Origin of the sequence: Brevibacillus formosus (assembly GCF_003013405.1) — a bacterium.
Classification (GTDB): Bacteria; Bacillota; Bacilli; order Brevibacillales; family Brevibacillaceae; genus Brevibacillus; species Brevibacillus formosus.
In genome coordinates this window covers 276726-296532 of the sequence record NZ_PXZL01000007.1, presented here as the reverse complement: position 1 = coordinate 296532, position 19807 = coordinate 276726, and the positions used below count along the sequence as shown (strand labels likewise).

The window sequence follows — 19807 nt, the reverse complement described above, 5'->3', positions numbered from 1 at the left end:
TTTCTGGTCGGGGGGTTGAGGTATGCGAAAAGTTATTTCAAGTATTGTATGCGTATTGACCTTAGTTGTTTCAACGTTTTCATTTGGTCACGGATATGCAGCTGAAAAGCAGGGAAAGGTGATGTATAAAACTGAAATGAAATCAGAGAAAGAACTTCGTAAAGATGCGTTGGCAGGAAAAAAAGATTATGAATTTAAGGACATTAGATTCCAGTTACATGATGAGAAAGGGAATGTAGTTAAAGACCTAACTAAATATAGTCACTATACCGTTCAAAAATTACAGGAAACACAAGTAGGTCAGCAGGTAATTAGCGATTATGTACTTTATGCAGTTTCAGATCCGTCTGATTATGACAACCGTGATCAGGACTCTAACCCAGCTCTAAACTTTCAACAAACTGTTTGGATGTGGACGAGCATCATTAAGGAAAATAATATAGATGTTTGGGGAAAAGCTACTCGTTATGAAGCAAGATGGGATCTACTAGATAGAAACGGTTTAACAATAAAATCAGGAGAATTTACAGCGAAAGCATATGGTAGAAGTAAATCTAATGGTAAAACCTTAAATTACAGTGATCCAAAAACGTACACCCCACCAGCTTGGGGGACAAATTATGTCAAGAAGCCGACATGGGATTACGTTCGGATTGACGATTCATATGGTGTTTTCGGTGCCAGATTGAAAACCTCCTACACTGCTCGTACATCCACCGGTACACTGTACAGCACTGTTATTGTTGGTAGCGGCAGCATTTCATGGTAAACACCATGAGTTAACTTTACTCATTTTCATTCAAGGAGGTTGTATAATGAAAAAGGTTATTGCAAGTATGATTTGTGCATTAGTCTTAGCTGCTTCAACACTTTCATTTGGTCATGGATATGCAGCTGAAAAGCAAGAAAAGTTGCTGTATAAAACTGAGATAAAATCAGAGAAAGAACTTCGTAAAGATGCTTTGATAGGAAAAAAAGACTATGACTTTAAAAACGTGAAATTCGAGTTAAAAGATGAGAAAGGGAATGTAGTTAAAGACCTTACTAAATATAGCCACTATACAATTCAAAAATTGAAGGAAAGACAAGTAGGTCACCAGGTAATTAGTGATTACGTACTTTATGCAGTCTCAGATCCTTCAGGATATGACAATCGGGACCAAGATTCTAACCCAGCTCTAAACTTTCAACAAACAGTTTGGATGTGGACAAGCATTATTAAGGAAAATAATATTGATGTGTGGGGTAAAGCTACACGTTATGAGGCTAGATGGGATTTACTAGACAAGAATGGTTTAACAATAAAGTCTGGAGAATTCACTGCAAAAGCTACTGGAAATAGTAAATCTACTGGAAAATACGTGAACTATAGCGATCCAAAAACGTACTTTCCTCCTTCCTGGGGCCAAAGTTATGTTAAGTCACCATCATGGGATTATGTCCGCATTGATAATCAGCTTGGAGGATTTGGAGCCCGTCTAAAAACTTCTTATACCGCACGAACGTCAACGGGTACCATCTATAGCACGGTTTCTGTAGGGAGTATAGCTTGGTAAGATTCCAACATGAAAGTGAACGGTCTTTAATAGGCCGTTCATTTGATTTCATATCTTTAAACTTGAAAACTAATAGAATGGATTACGATGAATATAATACTTGTTGTAGCATAGACTTAATCATACTTTGAGATAGGAGGTTTACCTTTGAAAAAAACGATACTAGTATTTCTTATTCTCCCACTTCTTTTGCTCGGTGCTTGTTCCGAAAAGGAATGGTCCTACAAGTACGAAGGAGCTACTGACAATTGGAATGGAGTTACTGAAATTTTTCACGATAAAGAAAATGGTGCACGCTTTGTAGGTAAAATTAAGTATTTAGGACATGGTGATGTTAAGAAGCTTAAATTTATTTCTGAATTAACCCAAACAAGTCAACAAACAGGTAGTGTTCAAACCCCCAATTTTAAAGAGGGTTATATCATCATCTTTCAAGATGTACCTAACACGGATAGCACCAAAAATGATTTTAAGAATGGAGTAACGGACGAAGAAGTCAAATCGTTTTTTGGTGACTATCCTGTTTTCAAAATTGATTGGACTGATGAGGAAGGTATAGATCACACCGAAACTATTTACCTAAAATATGTGGCTCAATAATAAAAGCAACAATGGCTAGGAACCTTTTGATAGCTTCCTAGCCATTGTTGCATAGCCGTAATTTTGAAATATCGTTGAATAAATTGTTTTCGCACCTTATTTTTAAGTGTGTTTCTGATCAAATGTGTAAAATGGGGTGATTTAGTGGTGTATAAATACTAGTTCTTTTTACGAGTATTCTTAGTTGCAGTAGTTTTAATAATGTCTATACATATGAATTTCGCCATTTTACTTGGCCTTTCTCCAGCGTTGTTTTATGGAATGAAGACGTATGAAAGTGCTAAACAGAAAAAGCCCATAAAAAATGATTTAATTTCTACGATCTTAATCTTAATAGTAGTTCCTATTGCATTTCTAATCGTAATCAATCGTTGATCCTACCACTGACAAATTTATTTAGTATGTATATTGAATTTTGCGCAAATTAAGGTAAATTAGGCTTTATGAGGAGCGTGGTTGATCTGCCTAAAATATATCGTAATGCTTTGCTCGTTGTAGTTCTTAGCACAATAACTTTATTTGGCTGCTCCAATATATCTGAAAAAACTGAAGATATTACTGTTACTTCTGCTCAATCGGACACTTTGGAGAAAGTAAAAAATGGGCAATTAGAAGGTGTCTTAACTGGCATTGGAGCAACAAAGAAAGAGGTTCTGGATAAAATCGGAAACCCTGTCAAGAGCGGATATTCTGAGTATGGATTCACAGTATATTATGAGGGTTTTGATTTACAATTCGAAGACTATGCTAATTCAATTGATGAAGTAAAGGATACGAGTAAAGTCGTCCTAATGAATGCCGAACCAAAGACTGTTGGAATAACTGGAAAACCTGAGGAAATCAAAAAAAATTAGGAGAACCCTCTAGAGAGTTTGTGGATGACTCAGGTGATCATACGTTTATATTGGAATATGAAAACAATGGAAACCTACTAAGATTTACGTTTGATTCAAAAGAAAGTCCAGTAAAGTATGTTACCCTTCGAGTCCAATAAGCCAGATTACGATAATGACCCTAATTACCGAAAATAAACGTAAAAACGGACTGTCATCTAGGTGGCAGTCCATGCTTTTATTGAAAGGGTGTGTAGACATGAGTAATTCGTTTGACGGCAGTATCCGTAAGATCCGAGGAAGTCGAACAGAGCGGGATGGGAACTTGCAAATAATAAATGAAAAACATGACTCCATTTGTGAATGCTAGTGGTAATGTTTATAACACAGGTAGAACAATTGTCCCTTCGAAAGCAATTGCCACAGCAGCTACAACCCACTTTATGAATCCAAAAGTCATCATTGCCGCCTTGCAAAAAGAGTCTAGTTTGGTTAGTGCCGCACCCGGTATCGTGAGCTACTCATCCCGTCGCTTCTATTACGCTATGGGATATGGCGCAACAGACAGTGGTGATATCAACGGCACAAGCGGCTTTGATGTTCAAATCGACAAAGGTACAAAACTGTTCAAGGACCTCTGGGCGCAAGCACCTGTTACTCAACCCGCCATGTTTAGTGGTATCAATTATAACAAAACTGTTACTTCAAACGGTGTAACCTACAAAAACTACATCTGGACAAAGAACTGGGGAACTTGGGCGTTGTACAAATATACACCTCATGCTTTGGACATTAATCTGCTCCCAACAATCGGTGGAGGTAACTATTTGTTCTATCAAATATTTAAGGGATATTGGGGAACAGATTGGACATAACAAGATTGGGAAGCAACCTTCATTAAAGAGTGAAGGTTGCTTCCGCACATAGAGGAGGGTAAGATATGATTCATGCTCGATATATAACCTTATTTTTTGGGGTGATCTCTTTTTTGGTGTTGATCATGGGGTGCTCCGAACGTACTGATGCCCCGATGAGCGAAACAAATTTGAAATCTATTTTTCCAAAAGAACAACTAAAAGAAATATGGGTACAACTCTATCGTGAAGACTCGATAAAAGCTCAACCAGAACTAATTGCTGTGTACTTCGAAGATCCGGACTTAAACAAAATCCTGAATTGGATACATGAAGGGGTAATAAGCGACTTTGAAGGAACCATTGCTTCCCTGTCTATATTGCAGTTTGAATATGGAACGAAGGAAGGTGCGGCAGAGGCCAAATATATAATGTACGCCGCAACCAAAGAGGGGGGTTACTACATCAAACCATTCAACATAACTCCTCATTTTAATTTTGATTCCTACAAACAAGAAGATGGAGACAAATTAATATCCTTATTGGGCAAAACTGAGTGGTACAAAGTTGAAAGAGCGCCCTATTGATTTATAAATCTTGAATAAAAGCATTTAAGGAAAGTGTTCATTAATTCGTATTCATGTTGGGCTATAACAAATCAGTTTATACTACCAATGTAATGGCAAAAGCAGAATAATAAGGCGATCAAGGTAATCAGACTGAAAGGTTTTTAGAATGATTTAAGAAAGAAATGTTTTTATGTTCCCCTTTTATTTTAAGCAAGAAATAGGGTGTCTTACTTGCCACTCAACGTTCTTTGGTGGAATTGTACCGTACTTCAACCATACCTTAGTCTTTAAACTCCGTTAAAATCTGAGACACGTTCATGGCATCCACCAATTTATTTCGTCGCGACGGCATCGAGCAAACAAGCTGTACATACTTTGTTTATTTTTCTCGAAATTCCTCTTGTATGGGCATGGATCTCGTCCATTGCTTCTGTGGTGAACACGGGATGCTCGCTGCCTACCACGGCAAACTGGTGCTCAATATAGTCTCTTGTTTCCTGAACTTCTAATCCACTCAAGTGAAAACGGACGTTCATCCGTTGCGTTATGGTAACGATCTGCCGGACGCTGTTTGAAACTGTTATGCACTTTTTGATGGTAAGCGACTTCCAACCATGCAGTAAAAAAACGGTTCAAATCCTACAAGGTCTGAATTTTTCCCTGTTCGATAAGGTCATAGGCTTCTGGAACAAAACTCTGGTCAACAAAACGAAAAATCTTCTCTTGCTTTCCTCGCCCTTGCGGCCGACCCGGTTTCGCATGCTTAAGTAGCATACCAAGGCGAGCACAAATGCGTGCAAAATGGATGATTGCTCCATTGTCGACATAAATCATTTGAGGATCGCTTTCTTTAAGCAGTCTTCTAATCTTGGGACACGCTCTTCAAGGTAAAACTGCCCAGGTACGATGTAGCGAGAATAGTCGTCGATGAACACGACGAGGTATGCCATCTTTTTCTTACCTGGTTTTTCGGAATTCGGCAAATAGAGCGTATGCTGGACATCGCCTTGCCAACAAGTTCCTAATAAACGCCGAACCAAAGACTGTTGGAATGACTGGAAAACCTGAGGAAATCAAAAAAAACTTAGGAGAACCCTCTAGAGAGTTTATGGATGACTCAGGTGATCATACGTTTATATTGGAATATGAAAACAATGGAAACCTACTAAGATTTACGTTTGATTCAAAAGAAAGACCAGTAAAGTATGTTACCCTTCGAGTCCAATAAGCTAGACTATCTGGCTTATTGTGGCCTGAATTCTGAAAATTAGTCCATAAAAAAAGAGACGGTTCTCCCGCCTCTTCTCTTTTACTTGTGTACCCCAGTTGACTCTGTTTTTCTACCATTCCGTTTCCGTTTTGTGTTCAATTATGTGTACGACTTTTGGTTCAACTGCTTTCATCATTTCTTTCAATGATTGCTCGGTGATCGGTACTCCATCACTTTGAAGTTGTCCTCTAGCCTGTGTTTCTGCAATCACATCAATCACTTGTTGTTTCGTGACATTTTTAGATGCTGCAATCTCCACAACAGTTTTACCTTTTGCTAATTCTTGTTTTAATTCTGTCGGGCTGATTTTTAGTAAAGCAAACAGTTTTTCATCGTTTAAAAAGTTGTCAGCACTATAATCAGGCTTACCATTTCTAGAGAATAGGCCTTCTACTTTAATGTTTGAAGGTGTATCAGAAGGTGTATCAGCTGTAGGAATACCTACGATCTTAGTAAGGCTAATAGTATTGTCCTGAACAAAAACCTGGAAGACCGGTTTATCGAACATCTCATTGGTGTAATTCAACATCCATGTTTTTTGATTTGGATTCTCCATTTGCTCGATAGCAACCTGGTACGTTTCGACGTTGCCATACATTTTATCAATAAGATCATTTACCTTCGCCTTGATTTCCTGATCGGTTAAAGTAATGAGTGACTTCTCCTTAGGCTCCCAATTCTCTTGAATCACGTGTTCAATCTCATCCGTACTACCGTTTGTATGGAGGGTAATCTTTTTGCCGGTTCCTCCTTTTTCCTGTAGTACGATACTTGTTTGCTTCACGTTGATTACATTGTTCCCTTTGGATACATCACCTTGAACGTTGCTTGCATCGATAATCTCAAACGATTTTGTTTCAGGATATGCGAGATACAGCTTCTCAAGCGTTGATTTGCCAACCTCATCCACCTTGACTTGTTCAGAAGTCATCGGTGTTCTTGTAGGCATGTCAATCACGCCAGAAGCCGCAAATGCTGCAACTGGAATCAAAATCGCAGTAGCAACAATTCCACCAATTAATCGTTTTTTCATAATTACTTCGCTCCTTTTTTGTTGTAAATAATGTGAATCGGATTGTTCTATTTGTTCTTTGAATAAGCAGCTTACACACTATATTGCCTCTTTAGCGGAAAAAGGTTCGGTTCATATTTTATTTTTTTGCATCGTGAGCAGACCCCATGCCCATCAAGCGAAGGAATTTGCTACCTCCTCAAAAGGAAATACGCTATTCTTTCGGTAGACTGACTAACGAACCTCTACTACTGATCAATCGCTTTAGTAACTTAGATGGGTTCAAACTATTCTATCTATCATTTTGTAGAAAGGAGAATGCTAATGATTAGCATTAATAATTTTAAATCTACGAAAAAAATAGCACTGGCTACTATTGGTTTTATAACAATTGCAGGACTTGCTGTTTACTATATAGGTGACTTGAAAAAACAGAGTTTTCTTTATTCCAGTGATACAGATTATAAAATTGTTTCGGGTGAAGTATGGTTTAGGGAGACCTTTAATAGCGTGAAGGGTCTCGCTGAAAATGCAGATATCATTGCCGAAGCTGAAGTTATTTCTAAAAAAAATAACCCTAATTATGAAAGACTAGATGTATATACAGTCTCTGAATTAAGATTAACGAAAGTCTATAAAGGTGATGTAGAGATAGATGAGACAGTATCTGTACTGGAAACTGGAGGGGAATTCGATGAAAGAGAGGTGGCCAAATATTTCTCAGGAAAGCCAGGATCTGAATTGAATGATGATCTTGGTGATCCTGGAATAATAATGATAGGGCTTGAAGGAAGTATTCCTATGAAAGAAGGAAATAAATATTTTGTTTTCTTAACAGAAGATGATGATGACGTCTATAACATAGTAGGGTCCGTTCAAGGAAAGATAAAAATCAATAGCGAGAACACTCTGGTTTCACAAGTTTCTCCAGAGACAATAGATCAGCATGGTGATCTTTATTTCCTTCAGGAAAGTTATTCAGGGCAGGATATTTCTGAACTTAGAAACGAAGTTGAACAACTCATTGCATCCTCTCCCAATTAGCCCCCCAAAGGTTCTCTCAACCGCAAGATCATTACGAAGTAGATAGAAAAAGAAGATAACGGATAATTACAAAGGAAGCCGGGAGCCAAGGTGCTCCCTATTTTCGTTGTAATGGCATAGCGGAGCATACTTTTTGTTAAGGGGACGGGTTTTTCCATGTTTCATATTTTTCTCCTAAGTAACGTGAACCAAACTCCGCGTTCTCGTGAATATACAGTAGAGAAAACGAAGGGAGGGAACGCTGTGGATGAGTGGGAGTTGATTGCCAAATGCCAAGAGAACGAGCCTGAAGCTTTCGAACAATTGGTCAAGCCCTATCTGGCGATGGCATACCGGACAGCGTATCTGATTATTCATGATAAGCATCTGGCGCAGGACGCCGTTCAGGAAGGGCTCATCGAAGCGTATCAGCACATAGACCGACTCGATAAAAAACGGGGAGTGGCGTTTCGCAATTGGCTATACCGGATCATTACGTTTCGGGCTCTGAATCTGGTACGCAAGCAGAAGCCTGTGGTGGAGTATGAGGAGATGATTCCGGAAGAAGCGCTGACGCCGTTGGACAACGTGATCCAGCGAGAGGAGCAGCGGCAAATATGGCAGGCGATTCGCAGCATGAAGGCGGAGCATCGCGCGGTCATTATTCTTTACTATTACGAGGGCTTCAGCGTGTCGGAGATCGCCAAAATTACGGGCTCCTTTGAGGGGACGGTCAAATCGCGCATGCATAAGGCGAGGAAGCTAATTGCACAACAATTGGACAAGGGTTGCATTTCATCTGATTTTTTGCGGGAAGGGGCAATGACGCATGACTAACGAGGAGAGGCAAATCCAAGAGACGCTTAGGAAAGTAGCGGGAGCTGTCGAGATACCGAGTTTTCAAATGCCATGCCAGAATAACGCGTTGCAGGTGAGAAGGCGTCCATTTTACCGTAACAAAAAATGGGCTTCCATCGGCATCGTTTCCGCTGTCGTACTCGGGCTGCTCGGAAGCATACAAGTGTCCCCAACGTTTGCGGCCTATGTCAAATCGATCTTTGCACAAGGTGTGTTCAATGACGAAGGACTGCAACAGGCGGCGAGACAAGGCTTCTCCGAAACATCGAATCTTTCTGTTACCGATCAGGGGATTACCTTGGAGGTGAAGGAAATCATTGCTGATCCGGTGCAGGTAATGGTTGCTTTAATGATAAAACAGTCGGATGGCCAGCAGCTCGATCCTGAATGGAAGACAGCAAGTAACTCTCAATTTAATGCCGTTGAATTGCTGGATGCCAAAGGGAATGTCATGTCTGACGAGTGGGGAACAGCCTTTGAAGATAATGTCGGATTCGTCCGGTTTATCCTCGGGAAAAAAGGACAGGAGCCCCTTCCGAAAACATTGTCGATACATTTTGATGAAATCGGTGATAGAAAAGGAAACTGGAAGCTGCAAGTTCCGATCACGATGGCAAAAACAACAGCCGCAACCACTGTGTTGCCTGTCAATCAAACGCAAGTGACGAAGCATGGATTGAAGATGACCCTGCACCAGATCGTCAACACGCCAACGGCCACCCGAATTGAGCTGGAAACACAATGGACAGAGGCGGCCAAAAAACAACTGGAACAAGAAGCAAAAAAGCTAACCGGAAAGACGACGAACCCGGATTACGCTCCATTTCTTCCGTATCAGCAATATAGGCTGGGATATTACTACGAGGGAGCAGATGGCAGCAAGGGGAAGGAAAGAATCATATATAATTCTTATTCCATTGATCGCTATGGGCATTTCCGTTGGATCAATGACGACGATCCGTTGCAAAAAGGCAAAGCAGCGACACTGGTCATAAATAGCCTCCATAAAGCGATCCCGTACGATATGAGTGTCACCTTCCATCCGGATGAATTGAACAAGAAGCCAGTGATCAAACAAGTAGGAGAAGATATCTTTACGTTGAAAAGCATTAAGCTGGCAAAAGATGATGATTCGGAAAAACAGCAAATGGAAATGGAAATCGAAGTACAATCCAAAGATATTACGAGGATTTATTTGCCTTGGTGGGTACTTCAAGATGAGCAGGGGACAACCTACCGGGCTAAAATGGGTCATCAATCCAAGGGACCCGTTGATCAGTCAGGACGCGAGCGAGCAACGTACAAAATTCGGCTGGAGGACAGCAGACATTGGGAAGGAGGAGAAATAACCAAGCTCCCGGAGAGGCTCACCCTACGACTAGATGCTGTTCAGAAAAAATATCCGCTAGAGTGGAGAATTCCAGTTACCAATCAATAAAGAAGAAAACCGCCCCGGTACAAGGGCGGTTTTTTCTACGTTATTTCGCGACCAACTGCGGCTCTTTCTGCCCAAGTCGGATTGTCGCTTCGCTCGGAATCCACATACCTGTGTTCTCGTCACGTCCTTGCAGGACTACCGTCGGGTTTGCTTTGCCCATCTGCTCAGCACCTTTGGTAATTTGCTGCCCAATTTTGCCGCCCTTGACGCGGTTCACGACGAGCACGAGCTGTACGCTGTCGAGTTCAGTCATCATCTCGAAATCACCGTTGCTATCGCCCGCGATGAAGATAGGACCATGACCATACTTTTTTACCAATACATCCTGGATCACTTCCGTCTTGCCGTGGGCTACTGTGATTGGGTAGTCAGGCTGGTACACATTCGTGATCCGTCCGTCTTCTGTTTTCAGACGCATACCGATGATGTTCTCCGAAGGGAGATTGTAGCCATATTTCGGGAGTGTAGCGAAAACACGAACAACATCCTCCAAGGAAGCACTCACGACATACACGTCGATGCCATTAGCACGCAGCGTGTTCATCAGGTTTGCGACTTCGGAAGTGAGGCGCAGGCCTGTTGTATGGGAGGCTTTCACCACGCCCGCTTTGCCTGCCAACGATTTCGGGCTCGTCCAGGTTACTTTTTCAATCGCCATGCCCAGGCCCAGATCATTGGATGCTTCTGCCAACTGTTGCACTTCTTTCACTGTCATGTTCGTGAAGAGGTAGAGGACCCATGGATAGCCAATCGTGTTGCTGTGCGTATCGTTGATCGCTTCATACAAGAAAAACAGTTTGGCTTTGAAATCTGCGAATTGCTCTGTTGCTGTTACTTCCTCCAGCGACTTCGTTCCTTTAAGACCTTGATAATTTTGATATAAGTACGTGTAGTCGGCTACGAGATCAGTCGCGATGGCATCGAGTGTGACAGGCTTGCCGTCGACATTTTTATACGAATCGGAAAACGGTCCCTCTGGTACATTCGTGCGAATGACCTTCCCGAATTCTTCTGGTGTGAGCTTGTAAGCCAAATGGTTGATCTGATAGACAAACAGCGCTTCCTCTGTGTCATGCATGATGCTCGTATTGTCCCAGTCAAAAACGGCATACGGCTTCTTTTTGGCGTTGTAGGAGGCACTCTTGATGCCGTTTTTCTCAATCAATTCGTGGACGGCTTGATAAGTCGCAGGTGCCCATTTCCCTTTGTCGAGCATCTGCACGTTGGTGTCCTTGGCCAAAGCTGGCATCTGCATCGCGAGCAGAGCGACGATCATCAGCATGGTCAGCCACCACGTTTTGGGTTGTGCTTTTCTGTGTGACATGGTTGTCATCCCCTTCTTTTTTCTCGATCCCCCAAATGAAAACGCTATCATTTTTTCAAAAGAAAAAGGCCTTCCCCACGCCTATTGATAAAGCGCGGGTAGAAGACCTCATTGTCTTAAGCGTTTTCATTTGTATTCTAATCATACTAAATTTAACAGTAAAAGCAAGAAGATTCCGATAAACAGGATAAGGGCAGGACTAACGATTCGATCTAGCGAAGACAGAAGAGTTTGCAAGAAAAAAGTGGATATAATCTAAGCATAAATAGATGAGAAGGATGATGCGGCATGACATTGATAGAATCCAGCAAAGCCATTTTGATGAATTGCTTGGCATTGCAAGCGAATGAGACATTTTTGGTGGTGGCCGACGAACGGAAGCGGGACATCGGGGAGGCACTCTGGGAAGCAGGAAAACAGCTCGGGGCAGAAGCAATGCTGATGGTCATGCAGGAGCGGGAAAAGTCTGGTCAAGAGCCTCCCGCAGCTGTTGCAGCGGCGATGAAGAGCGCAGATGTGGTGGTATGTGTGACCCAGCACTCCTTGACGCATACAAAAGCACGCAAAGAAGCAGCAGCAAATGGGACGAGACTGGCTACCATGCCAGCTATTACGGAAGACATGTTCCTTGCAGGAGCGATTTCCGCTGACTATACACAAGTAAAGGCACTCACCGAGCGCGTGACCGAGATGCTGACCCGAGCAAGTACCGTGCGAATCGAAAAAGCGGGCAAGTCACTGACGTTTTCCATCGCAGATCGCAATGGGGTGCCGAGTACTGGCATGTACGTCAATCCTGGAGAATCGGGCAACTTGCCTTCCGGGGAAGCGTATATCGCTCCACTGGAAGGGACAGCAGAAGGACAAATCCTGGTCGATGGTTCTATCGCTGGTATTGGAAAAATTGATTCGCCCTTGCTGCTGACGGTCCAAAATGGTCGGATCACAGAAGCAGAAGGAACATCGGCTGAACGCCTCCTGCAAATGCTTGGGGACCAAGACGGGCGGATGCTGGGTGAATTCGGAATCGGAACGAATGACAAGGCGCGTATTACGGGAGTTGTGCTGGAGGACGAGAAGGTGTACGGAACGATTCACGTAGCCTTTGGCAGCAACAACACGTTTGGCGGGACGATTGTCGCGGGGGTACATATCGATCTGGTTGTCAAAGAGCCGGATGTATATTTGGACGACAAATGTATCATGAAGAACGGAAAACTATTGGCAACATAGGATAAACTAGATGGATAGGAAGGATGAATCCCAGTTGAAAATGTTGCAATAGGGGAGGCATCCTAGAGGTGGATGTGGTGTAATGGCATTGTCTGAAAAGGTATTTGCGATAGTAACAATAGGTAACCTGATTTTGGCTGCCGTTCTTATTTTCATGGAGAGGCGAAACATTGCGGCAACCTGGGCCTGGTTGATGGTTTTGCTGTTTTTGCCGGGCATCGGGTTTATTATTTACCTGATTTTTGGACATAAGCTCAGCAAGAAAAAGCTGTATCGGCTCAAGGAAGGGGAGTTTTCCCATTTTCGAGCTGCGGTTGATAGACAAAAGCAGCTGCTTGCCCATGGTGAACTACAAGTGAACGACCCTGAGATGGAGAGACACCGCGACATGATTTTCATGAACGTGGTAAGTGATGGAGCGTATTATACGCAGGATAATACCATTCAGGTTTTTAAGGAAGGCCATAGTCTGTTCAAGCTCATGTTCAAACAGATGGAGGAAGCACGCGAGCATATACATTTGCTCTACTATATTTTGAATGACGATGATTTAGGGAAACAGCTCATTAAACTGTTGACGAAGAAGGCACAGGAGGGCGTCGAGGTTCGATTGCTTTATGATGCGGTAGGTTCCTCTGGTGTCTCATCCAGCTTTCTGCGTCCACTGGTAGATGCAGGGGGAGAAGTCGCCTCCTTTTTCCCGGCGAAGATTCCATTCCTGAATTTTCGGGTCAACTTCAGGAATCATCGCAAGCTGACGATTATTGATGGCAAGATTGGCTATATCGGAGGCTTCAACATCGGGGATGAATACTTGGGTAAGGATAAGAAGCTGGGGTATTGGCGTGACACCCATTTGCTGATAGAGGGAAGAGCGGTGTACATGCTGCAAGCACGCTTTTTCCTGGACTGGAATTTGTCCGCACCGAAAAGAATGCATGAGTCACTCGCCTATTTTCCGGAGCTTCATGAAGCTGAAGGAACGATCGGGGTTCAAATCGTATCGAGCGGGCCAAACTCGGAAAAAGAGCAAATCAAGCATGCCTTTTTAAAGATGATTTACAAGGCACGGAAGAAGATTTACTTGCAGACGCCTTATTTCGTTCCGGATGAAAGTATGCTGACCGCACTAAAAATGGCAGCAATGTCCGGGGTAGATGTGCGGGTGATGGTTCCGGGAAGGCCAGATCATTTGTTGGTATTCTGGGCGACTCACTCTTATCTCGGCGATTTGTTAAAGAGCGGTGTGCGCTGCTTCCTCTACGAAAAAGGCTTCATGCACGCCAAAGCCATTGTGGTGGATACCCAGTTGTCGTCTGTGGGAACGGCCAATGTCGATATTCGCAGCTTCAAGCTGAATTTCGAGACGAATGCGTTTCTGTACGATTCGCAGATGGCAAAGGAGCTGGAGGAACTGTTTGTCTCCGATCTGGCTGACTGCCGGGAAATGACATTGGGAGAGTACGTGAACCGACCACTGCGTTTGCGCTTGTTGGAATCGTTGGCGCGCCTATTGTCTCCGCTTTTATAAAAGCTGGACTGGAAAGCAAAAGAGGACCTGTTAGCCTATGTAAACAAGTACGGGCTGGCAGGTCCTTTCCTATTCACTTTTTATGCGGTTCCGAACGTAACAACCATCTCCGTCAAGTATTGACGGTAAGCGCTGCTCCCGGTCACTTGTTAGATACCAATTCGAAGGACTCGGTTACGACGATGCTTCCCTTGACAGATTGGACCATCGGGCAGTTTTTGCTCGCGGCTTCAATGGCTTTTTGCACTTTTTCTTCTTTCATATTTTCTCCCGTAATGATGAAGTGGAGGTGAATTTTTTCAACCCGATTTGCCTCTGCCTCATTCCGCTGAACATCTGCTGTTACTTTCATATCCGTGCACGGCATTCTCATCTTGTCCAATACTTTTCGCAGAACACCGCCACTGCAAACAGCGATGGAAGAGACCAAGAGCTGGTAGGGGCGAAAGCCATACTGTTCATCACCCGATACGTGCAGCTCACCGTAGGACAGTTGAGTGACAAAGCCATTTTCTTTCGCTTGAAATTCCATGCGTAACCCTCCCTTGAAATAGTTTTTCTTCATTATAAGGAAAAAGGCTCCCGCGCGACAGTAATCTATCGGTACAGGAACCTTTTCTCTTTGCTATTCCTTCAATGCTTTCCCATTTTGCAAGAGAGACTGGATGCAACGAGGCAGCATGTCTTTTAATGTATCGAAAGCATAGTCGACGTCCAGACGCTCTGTCCATTGATGGGCGTCACGTCCGACTGGACCGAGGTTCATGACAGGTACATCAAAAGCCTCGAGCTCCTGAAGCGGAATGGAGTAGCCGTTGTCCCACAAAGGCATGTTCGCAACCAATGGCTTCATGGATGCCGCAGGATATTGGAGTCCGACGTAGCTTAAGTCAGAGATACCGCCAAAGTAGTTTTGTTTGACCAAATTGACCTGGTGCTGATCTCTCGCGTATGCTTTCATCTCTTCCATCGTTTGTTGGATCAGAGGATGATTGCGCGAGCTGACTGCCGGGTAAAACGGTGGTGCGAAGAACAAGATCATCATCGGGGACAGTTCTTTGCACAGAATCGCTAATTGATCCACCAGCTCAATCGTGGTGTCGCGGTCGTCCTTGTCGCCGCGGTTGGCGATCACATCTGCTTCCAGCTGGCGCAGTTTGTCTTCCCCGTACGTTTTCTTCGCATAGGCATACAGTTCTTCGTAGGTCATGACGGAAATGGACAGATCACGCGGGCTAAAAGGCGCGAAGTTGGCAAACTGGCTCGCGTGCTTGAGGTAATTTTGCTTCATGCGCTCTGCGACATTTCTTGCCGATTCCAACAGGGGTTCTACGACATCCTCCATTTGTTTTTCCAGCAGGAACAGGTTGAACAGCGTCACGGCACGGTGCGGAATTTGCACAGAGTACTCTTTTTTCAGATCCTTTTGAATCAGGTTCGTCGGTGGAGGAGATGCTTCCCCCTCAACGACCTCGCAAAAGGATGTGTTCAGCTCGAGCTCACATGTTATTTGCGAGGCCATGTAATTGCCGTTTAACCCAGCAAAAGGCTCGCCGACATGTGTTTCTTTGCCGTAGCAGAGGAAGCCTGGCAGCACTTTTCCGATAGAGCCTGTGTACAAGTACGTATTCGTATCCCCTGGGTAGCGGGTAAACATCGGCTCGGAGTTGAGTACGGTGGTGTAGCTCAGGTCGAACTCTTCGGCGATTTTCAACAGCGCTGGGACTGCTGCACGCATCCCGACAGAATTCACCTCTTCGTCAGGGACTGTCAGAAGCAAAATGTTGCCGTCGAACTCTCCAGCAATCGCTTGCTCAATCATCGACATGTGCAGTGTCAGTCCGCATTTCATATCCATGGTGCCACGGCCAAACAGCCAGTTGCCTGTGCGGATATCCTGTTGAACGTCTGCTGGCATATCTGCTTGATTTTGCTGGAAGAGAGGAGTGAGGGTCTTCGGATCAAAAGCATGCTTCATCCAAGCCCCGTAATCCTCGACGTCGACCACATCAAAATGGCTGACGAGAATGACGGTGTCCCGCACCCCTGCTTTTTTAACCAGAGCAGTGACAAAATGACGCCCGTCTCCGGTCGGATTCGCACGCACATGATCGGGATTGGCTTGATAATAAGGCAGGGTGCGCAGCTGATCAACGACGTAGCCAGGCAAGTCCTTCTCGGCAGCTGATCCTGTAATGCTTGGGATGCTTACCAAATTGCACAAGAGATCAACGAGCTGCTCTTTTGTTTGCCATTTTTGCATAAAAAACGCCTCCGTTTTCCGTATAGTGAAAACCGTTTCCGATTAGTGGGCAAAAAAATTAAGACAAGGCACCGATTTTGTGGGAAATTTCTTTGGCACTTTGTTGGGCTTGTTCAATGAGTGAGGACAAGAGCTGCTCGTTGATCCGATAGCTCGGCACGCCGATACTCAAAGCGCCTACGACCTTTTGATTAACACCGAAGATAGGAGCGGCAATGGATGCGGTGCCCTCGGTTTTCTCACCGTAGCTGACTGCGTAGCCGTTTTGTCTGATTTCTGGCAGTCGTTCTAACAGCTCGCGGCGTTTTTCTGCGTCCGGGATTAAATCGGTCACGATTTGCTCTGCTTCGGTCGGATTCATGCTGGCGAGAATCGTTTTGTTTGCCGCACCGATATGCAGTGGAATACGCTCGCCCAGATTATCCATGCTTCTGACAGACATGGGACCTTCCACTCTTTCGAGTACGGTGGCATGAGAGCCCTGTGGAATGTTCAGATAGACTGTTTCTCGTACATCTGCTGCCAATCTCTCCATAACAGTTCGGGCGACAGCGCGCATATCCATCTTGTCCAGGATGCGCAGTCCGATTTCCATCCACGTATAGCCGACCTTGTACTGCTTGCTCTCAGGAACCTGTAGGATGAGTCCATGCTTGATGAGACTGCTGATTAAACGGTGTACCGTACTCAGCGGCAGGTCCGTTTGTTCAGCAATTTCCGAGATGGACCAATGCTGCTTGTTTGGATCTGATACCAGGACGGAGATGATGCTCATCGCCCGGTCAATCGATTGTACCAACGTGGGTTACCTCCTGGCTTTGTTGCATAGTGACCCCTCGTTGAAAGTCACGCCAGCTTAATATGACCTCAATCTATCAGAATTTTTCAGCGGAATCAATATAATTTAGACTAGATAAAATTCCATTGACAAAAAATTTGAAACTATTTTACATTAAGAGTGTAATTTTGTATTGCAGAAGTGATTCCACAATGCGGAATATTTCTGAGTTCGTGCTCAGAGGAGAATGAATGCAACGTGGTGGCGAGAACAAGCAAAAGCAACCGATGAGGAAGCGTTTACATGCTCGTTTCTCCGTCGCCCACTGTTAGACAAAGGCAAGATTCGAAAACAGAAGGGAGATCTATCATCATGAAATTTTCACGTGCGATTGTAAGAAAACCGGGAAAGAGTTATGTAAATGGTTTGACGACTTCTGATTTGGGTACACCTGATTTTGAACTTGCTCTTAAACAGCATGCCGCTTATGTAGAAGCGCTAAAACAGACAGGTCTGGATGTAACCGTTCTGGAAGCGGACGAGCGTTACCCGGATTCTACGTTTGTGGAAGATACAGCTGTCCTCACGGAAAAGTGCGCCGTCATTACCAATCCCGGTGCAGAAAGCCGCAATGGTGAAATTGAGGATATGAAATTGGTGCTTCCTCGTTTTTATGACACGATTGAGTATATTCAAGCCCCTGGCTTCCTCGATGGTGGAGACGTCATGCAGGTAGAAAACCATTTCTATGTCGGTCTGTCGACACGCACCAATGAAGAAGGAGCCATCCAGTTCCGCGAGATTCTCTCGAAATACGGATATGAAGTCACCATTGTACCGTTGAAAGAATTTTTCCACCTGAAAACAGGAATCGCCTACCTTGGCAATGACTTGCTGGTTCTGGCTGGGGAGTTCATTGATTCTGAAGTATTTAGCCAATACAAGCATCTGGTTGTGGAAAAAGAAGTCGAGTACTCTGCGAACTGCATCCATATCAACGACTACGTGATTATTCCAAAAGGCTTTGAGAGCACGAAAAAGCAAATCACTGACGCTGGCTACAACGTGATTGAGCTGGAAATGTCTGAATTCCAGAAACAAGACGGAGGATTGAGCTGCCTGTCCCTGCGTTTCTAGCGCAGGCAGTTCTCTCTTGGTTTATAGACTCCTGATAGACCTCTTAAAAAGCAGGTGAAAGAGAGGAATCATATGAACACTGGGAATGAAAGAGACACACAGCTACAACGTTCGATGAAAAGTCGCCACTTATTTATGCTGTCGTTAGGCGGTGTCATCGGGACAGGGCTTTTCCTCAACGCTGGCTTCACGATCAATCAGGCTGGGCCTGGCGGAGCACTTGTCGCCTATATCGTCGGCGGGATTTTGCTGTACCTGGTCATGACGTGTCTGGGAGAGCTTTCTGTAAAAATGCCAGTAACAGGCTCTTTTCAAGCCTACGCCAGCCAGTATATTGGTCCGGCGAGCGGGTTTACACTGGGATGGATGTATTGGCTAGGGTCAGCTACAACGGCCGGGGTAGAGTTTACTGCTGCGGGCATGGTCATGCAACGGTGGTTCCCGGATACACCGATCTGGATTTGGTGCGCGCTCTTTATCGTTTTGCTCTTTACCTTCAATGCGCTGACGACAAAAGGGTTTGCCGAAACGGAGTACTGGTTTGCCGGAATTAAAGTATTGGCTGTACTTATGTTTATTATTGTCGGACTAGGTGCTATATTCGGTATTGTCAGTATGGAAGGAAGAGCGGCTCCTTTTCTCTCCAACTTTTCAGCAGATGGGGGACTATTCCCGTTTGGCATTGCGATCGTCTTTGTGACGATGATGAACGTTGTATTCTCTTATCAAGGTTCTGAACTGATTGGAATCGCAGCCGGTGAAGCAGAAAACCCGCAAAAGACCATTCCGCGGGCGATTCGCAACGTTGTGTTTCGTATTCTCGTGTTCTATGTGGCGTCAGTCACGATCTTGTCCGCCCTCTTTCCCTCAAGCGAGCTGGGACTCTTGGAAAGTCCGTTTGTGACGGTATTTGATGCAGTGGGGATTCCTTTTGCAGCGGATATCATGAACTTCGTCATCTTGACGGCTCTGTTGTCTGTCGGCAACTCATGCTTGTACGCGGCCACTCGCTTGTTGTGGTCCCTTTCCCATAGCAATATGGCACATCCTGTTTTTGGAAAATTGACCAAGCGTAAAGTACCTTTGAACGCACTCTTGGCGACGCTGGCGTTCTCGCTTCTGTCCCTGTTAACCAGCGTGGTTGCAGCGGATACGGTATACGTGCTGCTCATGTCTGTATCTGGTATTGCGGTCACCTTCACGTGGATGGGGATTGCTCTCTCTCAATTCAATTTCCGTCGTCAATACTTGCGTGAGGGTGGAAAAATAGAAGATTTACAGTTCGTGGCACCGTTTTACCCGGTGATGCCGCTCCTGTGTCTGGCTCTTTGCACGTTCATTCTTATCTTCCCGGCGTTTGACCCGACACAGCGAATTGGACTCTTCTACGGAATTGGTGCACTCGTACTGTTCTATACCTTCTATTATGTGCGCTATGGACGCAAAAAGGCGCATAAACCGAATCTCCCAACGCAAGGCTAAGCCTTCCTGCTCCATAGAAAAATACCCCTGCCATGAGTGATGTGGT

General features: G+C 44.4%; 18 protein-coding genes. 13 read left to right on the top strand and 5 right to left on the bottom strand.

The genetic code is table 11. From position 1 onward, the window contains the following. The first annotated feature begins 22 nt into the window (after positions 1-22). The 6 genes from C7R91_RS08140 (at position 23) to C7R91_RS08110 (ending at position 4430) form a co-directional block, all read left to right on the top strand. Positions 23-769, top strand: a complete 747-nt coding sequence (locus C7R91_RS08140; protein WP_047069960.1) for a hypothetical protein — start codon at positions 23-25, stop codon at positions 767-769. Positions 770-815: 46 nt separating this feature from the next. Continuing rightward, the gene (locus C7R91_RS08135) at positions 816-1556 is read left to right on the top strand and encodes a hypothetical protein (protein ID WP_047069959.1); all 741 of its coding nucleotides are present in this window, start codon (positions 816-818) and stop codon (positions 1554-1556) included. A gap of 147 nt (positions 1557-1703) precedes the next feature. Next, the gene (locus C7R91_RS08130) at positions 1704-2156 is read left to right on the top strand and encodes a hypothetical protein (protein ID WP_047069958.1); all 453 of its coding nucleotides are present in this window, start codon (positions 1704-1706) and stop codon (positions 2154-2156) included. A 452-nt stretch (positions 2157-2608) separates the two neighbouring features. Then, the gene (locus C7R91_RS08125) at positions 2609-3010 is read left to right on the top strand and encodes a DUF4309 domain-containing protein (protein ID WP_236697864.1); all 402 of its coding nucleotides are present in this window, start codon (positions 2609-2611) and stop codon (positions 3008-3010) included. Between the two features lie 317 nt (positions 3011-3327). Then, positions 3328-3864 (top strand): hypothetical protein, encoded by a 537-nt coding sequence (locus C7R91_RS08115; RefSeq protein ID WP_201781905.1) that lies wholly within the window; start codon positions 3328-3330, stop codon positions 3862-3864. Positions 3865-3929: 65 nt separating this feature from the next. Further along, positions 3930-4430 (top strand): hypothetical protein, encoded by a 501-nt coding sequence (locus C7R91_RS08110; protein WP_047069957.1) that lies wholly within the window; start codon positions 3930-3932, stop codon positions 4428-4430. Between the two features lie 1322 nt (positions 4431-5752). Here C7R91_RS08110 and C7R91_RS08095 read toward each other — a convergent pair. Beyond that, on the bottom strand, positions 5753-6715 hold the full coding sequence (locus C7R91_RS08095) for a hypothetical protein (RefSeq protein ID WP_047069956.1): 963 nt from the start codon (positions 6713-6715) through the stop codon (positions 5753-5755). Between the two features lie 303 nt (positions 6716-7018). Here C7R91_RS08095 and C7R91_RS08090 point away from each other — a divergent pair, with 303 nt between their 5' ends. From C7R91_RS08090 to C7R91_RS08080, 3 genes are all read left to right on the top strand, one after another. Further along, positions 7019-7738 (top strand): hypothetical protein, encoded by a 720-nt coding sequence (locus C7R91_RS08090; protein ID WP_047069954.1) that lies wholly within the window; start codon positions 7019-7021, stop codon positions 7736-7738. Positions 7739-7894: 156 nt separating this feature from the next. Further along, complete coding sequence (locus C7R91_RS08085) at positions 7895-8554, top strand: RNA polymerase sigma factor (RefSeq protein ID WP_255322396.1); 660 nt, start codon at positions 7895-7897, stop codon at positions 8552-8554. After that, positions 8547-10013 carry a DUF4179 domain-containing protein gene (locus C7R91_RS08080; protein WP_047069953.1) on the top strand — a complete coding sequence of 489 codons (1467 nt, stop codon included), beginning with the start codon at positions 8547-8549 and terminating at the stop codon, positions 10011-10013. The genes C7R91_RS08085 and C7R91_RS08080 overlap by 8 nt, the downstream gene beginning before the upstream one ends. Positions 10014-10053: 40 nt before the next feature. On the opposite strand, the gene C7R91_RS08075 is transcribed toward C7R91_RS08080, so the two are convergent. Next, the gene (locus tag C7R91_RS08075) at positions 10054-11337 is read right to left on the bottom strand and encodes a haloacid dehalogenase-like hydrolase (protein WP_047069952.1); all 1284 of its coding nucleotides are present in this window, start codon (positions 11335-11337) and stop codon (positions 10054-10056) included. Between the two features lie 288 nt (positions 11338-11625). On the opposite strand from C7R91_RS08075, the gene C7R91_RS08070 reads away from it, so the two are divergent. Further along, the gene (locus C7R91_RS08070) at positions 11626-12570 is read left to right on the top strand and encodes an aminopeptidase (RefSeq protein WP_047069951.1); all 945 of its coding nucleotides are present in this window, start codon (positions 11626-11628) and stop codon (positions 12568-12570) included. Positions 12571-12652: 82 nt separating this feature from the next. Then, complete coding sequence (cls, locus tag C7R91_RS08065; protein ID WP_047069950.1) at positions 12653-14101, top strand: cardiolipin synthase; 1449 nt, start codon at positions 12653-12655, stop codon at positions 14099-14101. 142 nt (positions 14102-14243) lie between these two features. Here cls and C7R91_RS08060 read toward each other — a convergent pair whose 3' ends face one another. The 3 genes from C7R91_RS08060 to C7R91_RS08050 all read right to left on the bottom strand — a co-directional run bounded on the left by C7R91_RS08060 (position 14244) and on the right by C7R91_RS08050 (position 17163). Beyond that, positions 14244-14633, bottom strand: a complete 390-nt coding sequence (locus C7R91_RS08060; RefSeq protein ID WP_047069949.1) for an OsmC family protein — start codon at positions 14631-14633, stop codon at positions 14244-14246. A gap of 93 nt (positions 14634-14726) precedes the next feature. Next, on the bottom strand, positions 14727-16364 hold the full coding sequence (locus C7R91_RS08055; protein WP_047069948.1) for a M20/M25/M40 family metallo-hydrolase: 1638 nt from the start codon (positions 16362-16364) through the stop codon (positions 14727-14729). Positions 16365-16422: 58 nt separating this feature from the next. Further along, on the bottom strand, positions 16423-17163 hold the full coding sequence (locus tag C7R91_RS08050; RefSeq protein ID WP_047069947.1) for an IclR family transcriptional regulator: 741 nt from the start codon (positions 17161-17163) through the stop codon (positions 16423-16425). 351 nt (positions 17164-17514) lie between these two features. On the opposite strand from C7R91_RS08050, the gene C7R91_RS08045 reads away from it, so the two are divergent. After that, positions 17515-18279 (top strand): dimethylarginine dimethylaminohydrolase family protein, encoded by a 765-nt coding sequence (locus C7R91_RS08045; RefSeq protein WP_047069946.1) that lies wholly within the window; start codon positions 17515-17517, stop codon positions 18277-18279. A gap of 72 nt (positions 18280-18351) precedes the next feature. After that, on the top strand, positions 18352-19761 hold the full coding sequence (locus C7R91_RS08040; RefSeq protein WP_047069944.1) for an amino acid permease: 1410 nt from the start codon (positions 18352-18354) through the stop codon (positions 19759-19761). The last annotated feature ends 46 nt before the right edge of the window (positions 19762-19807 follow it).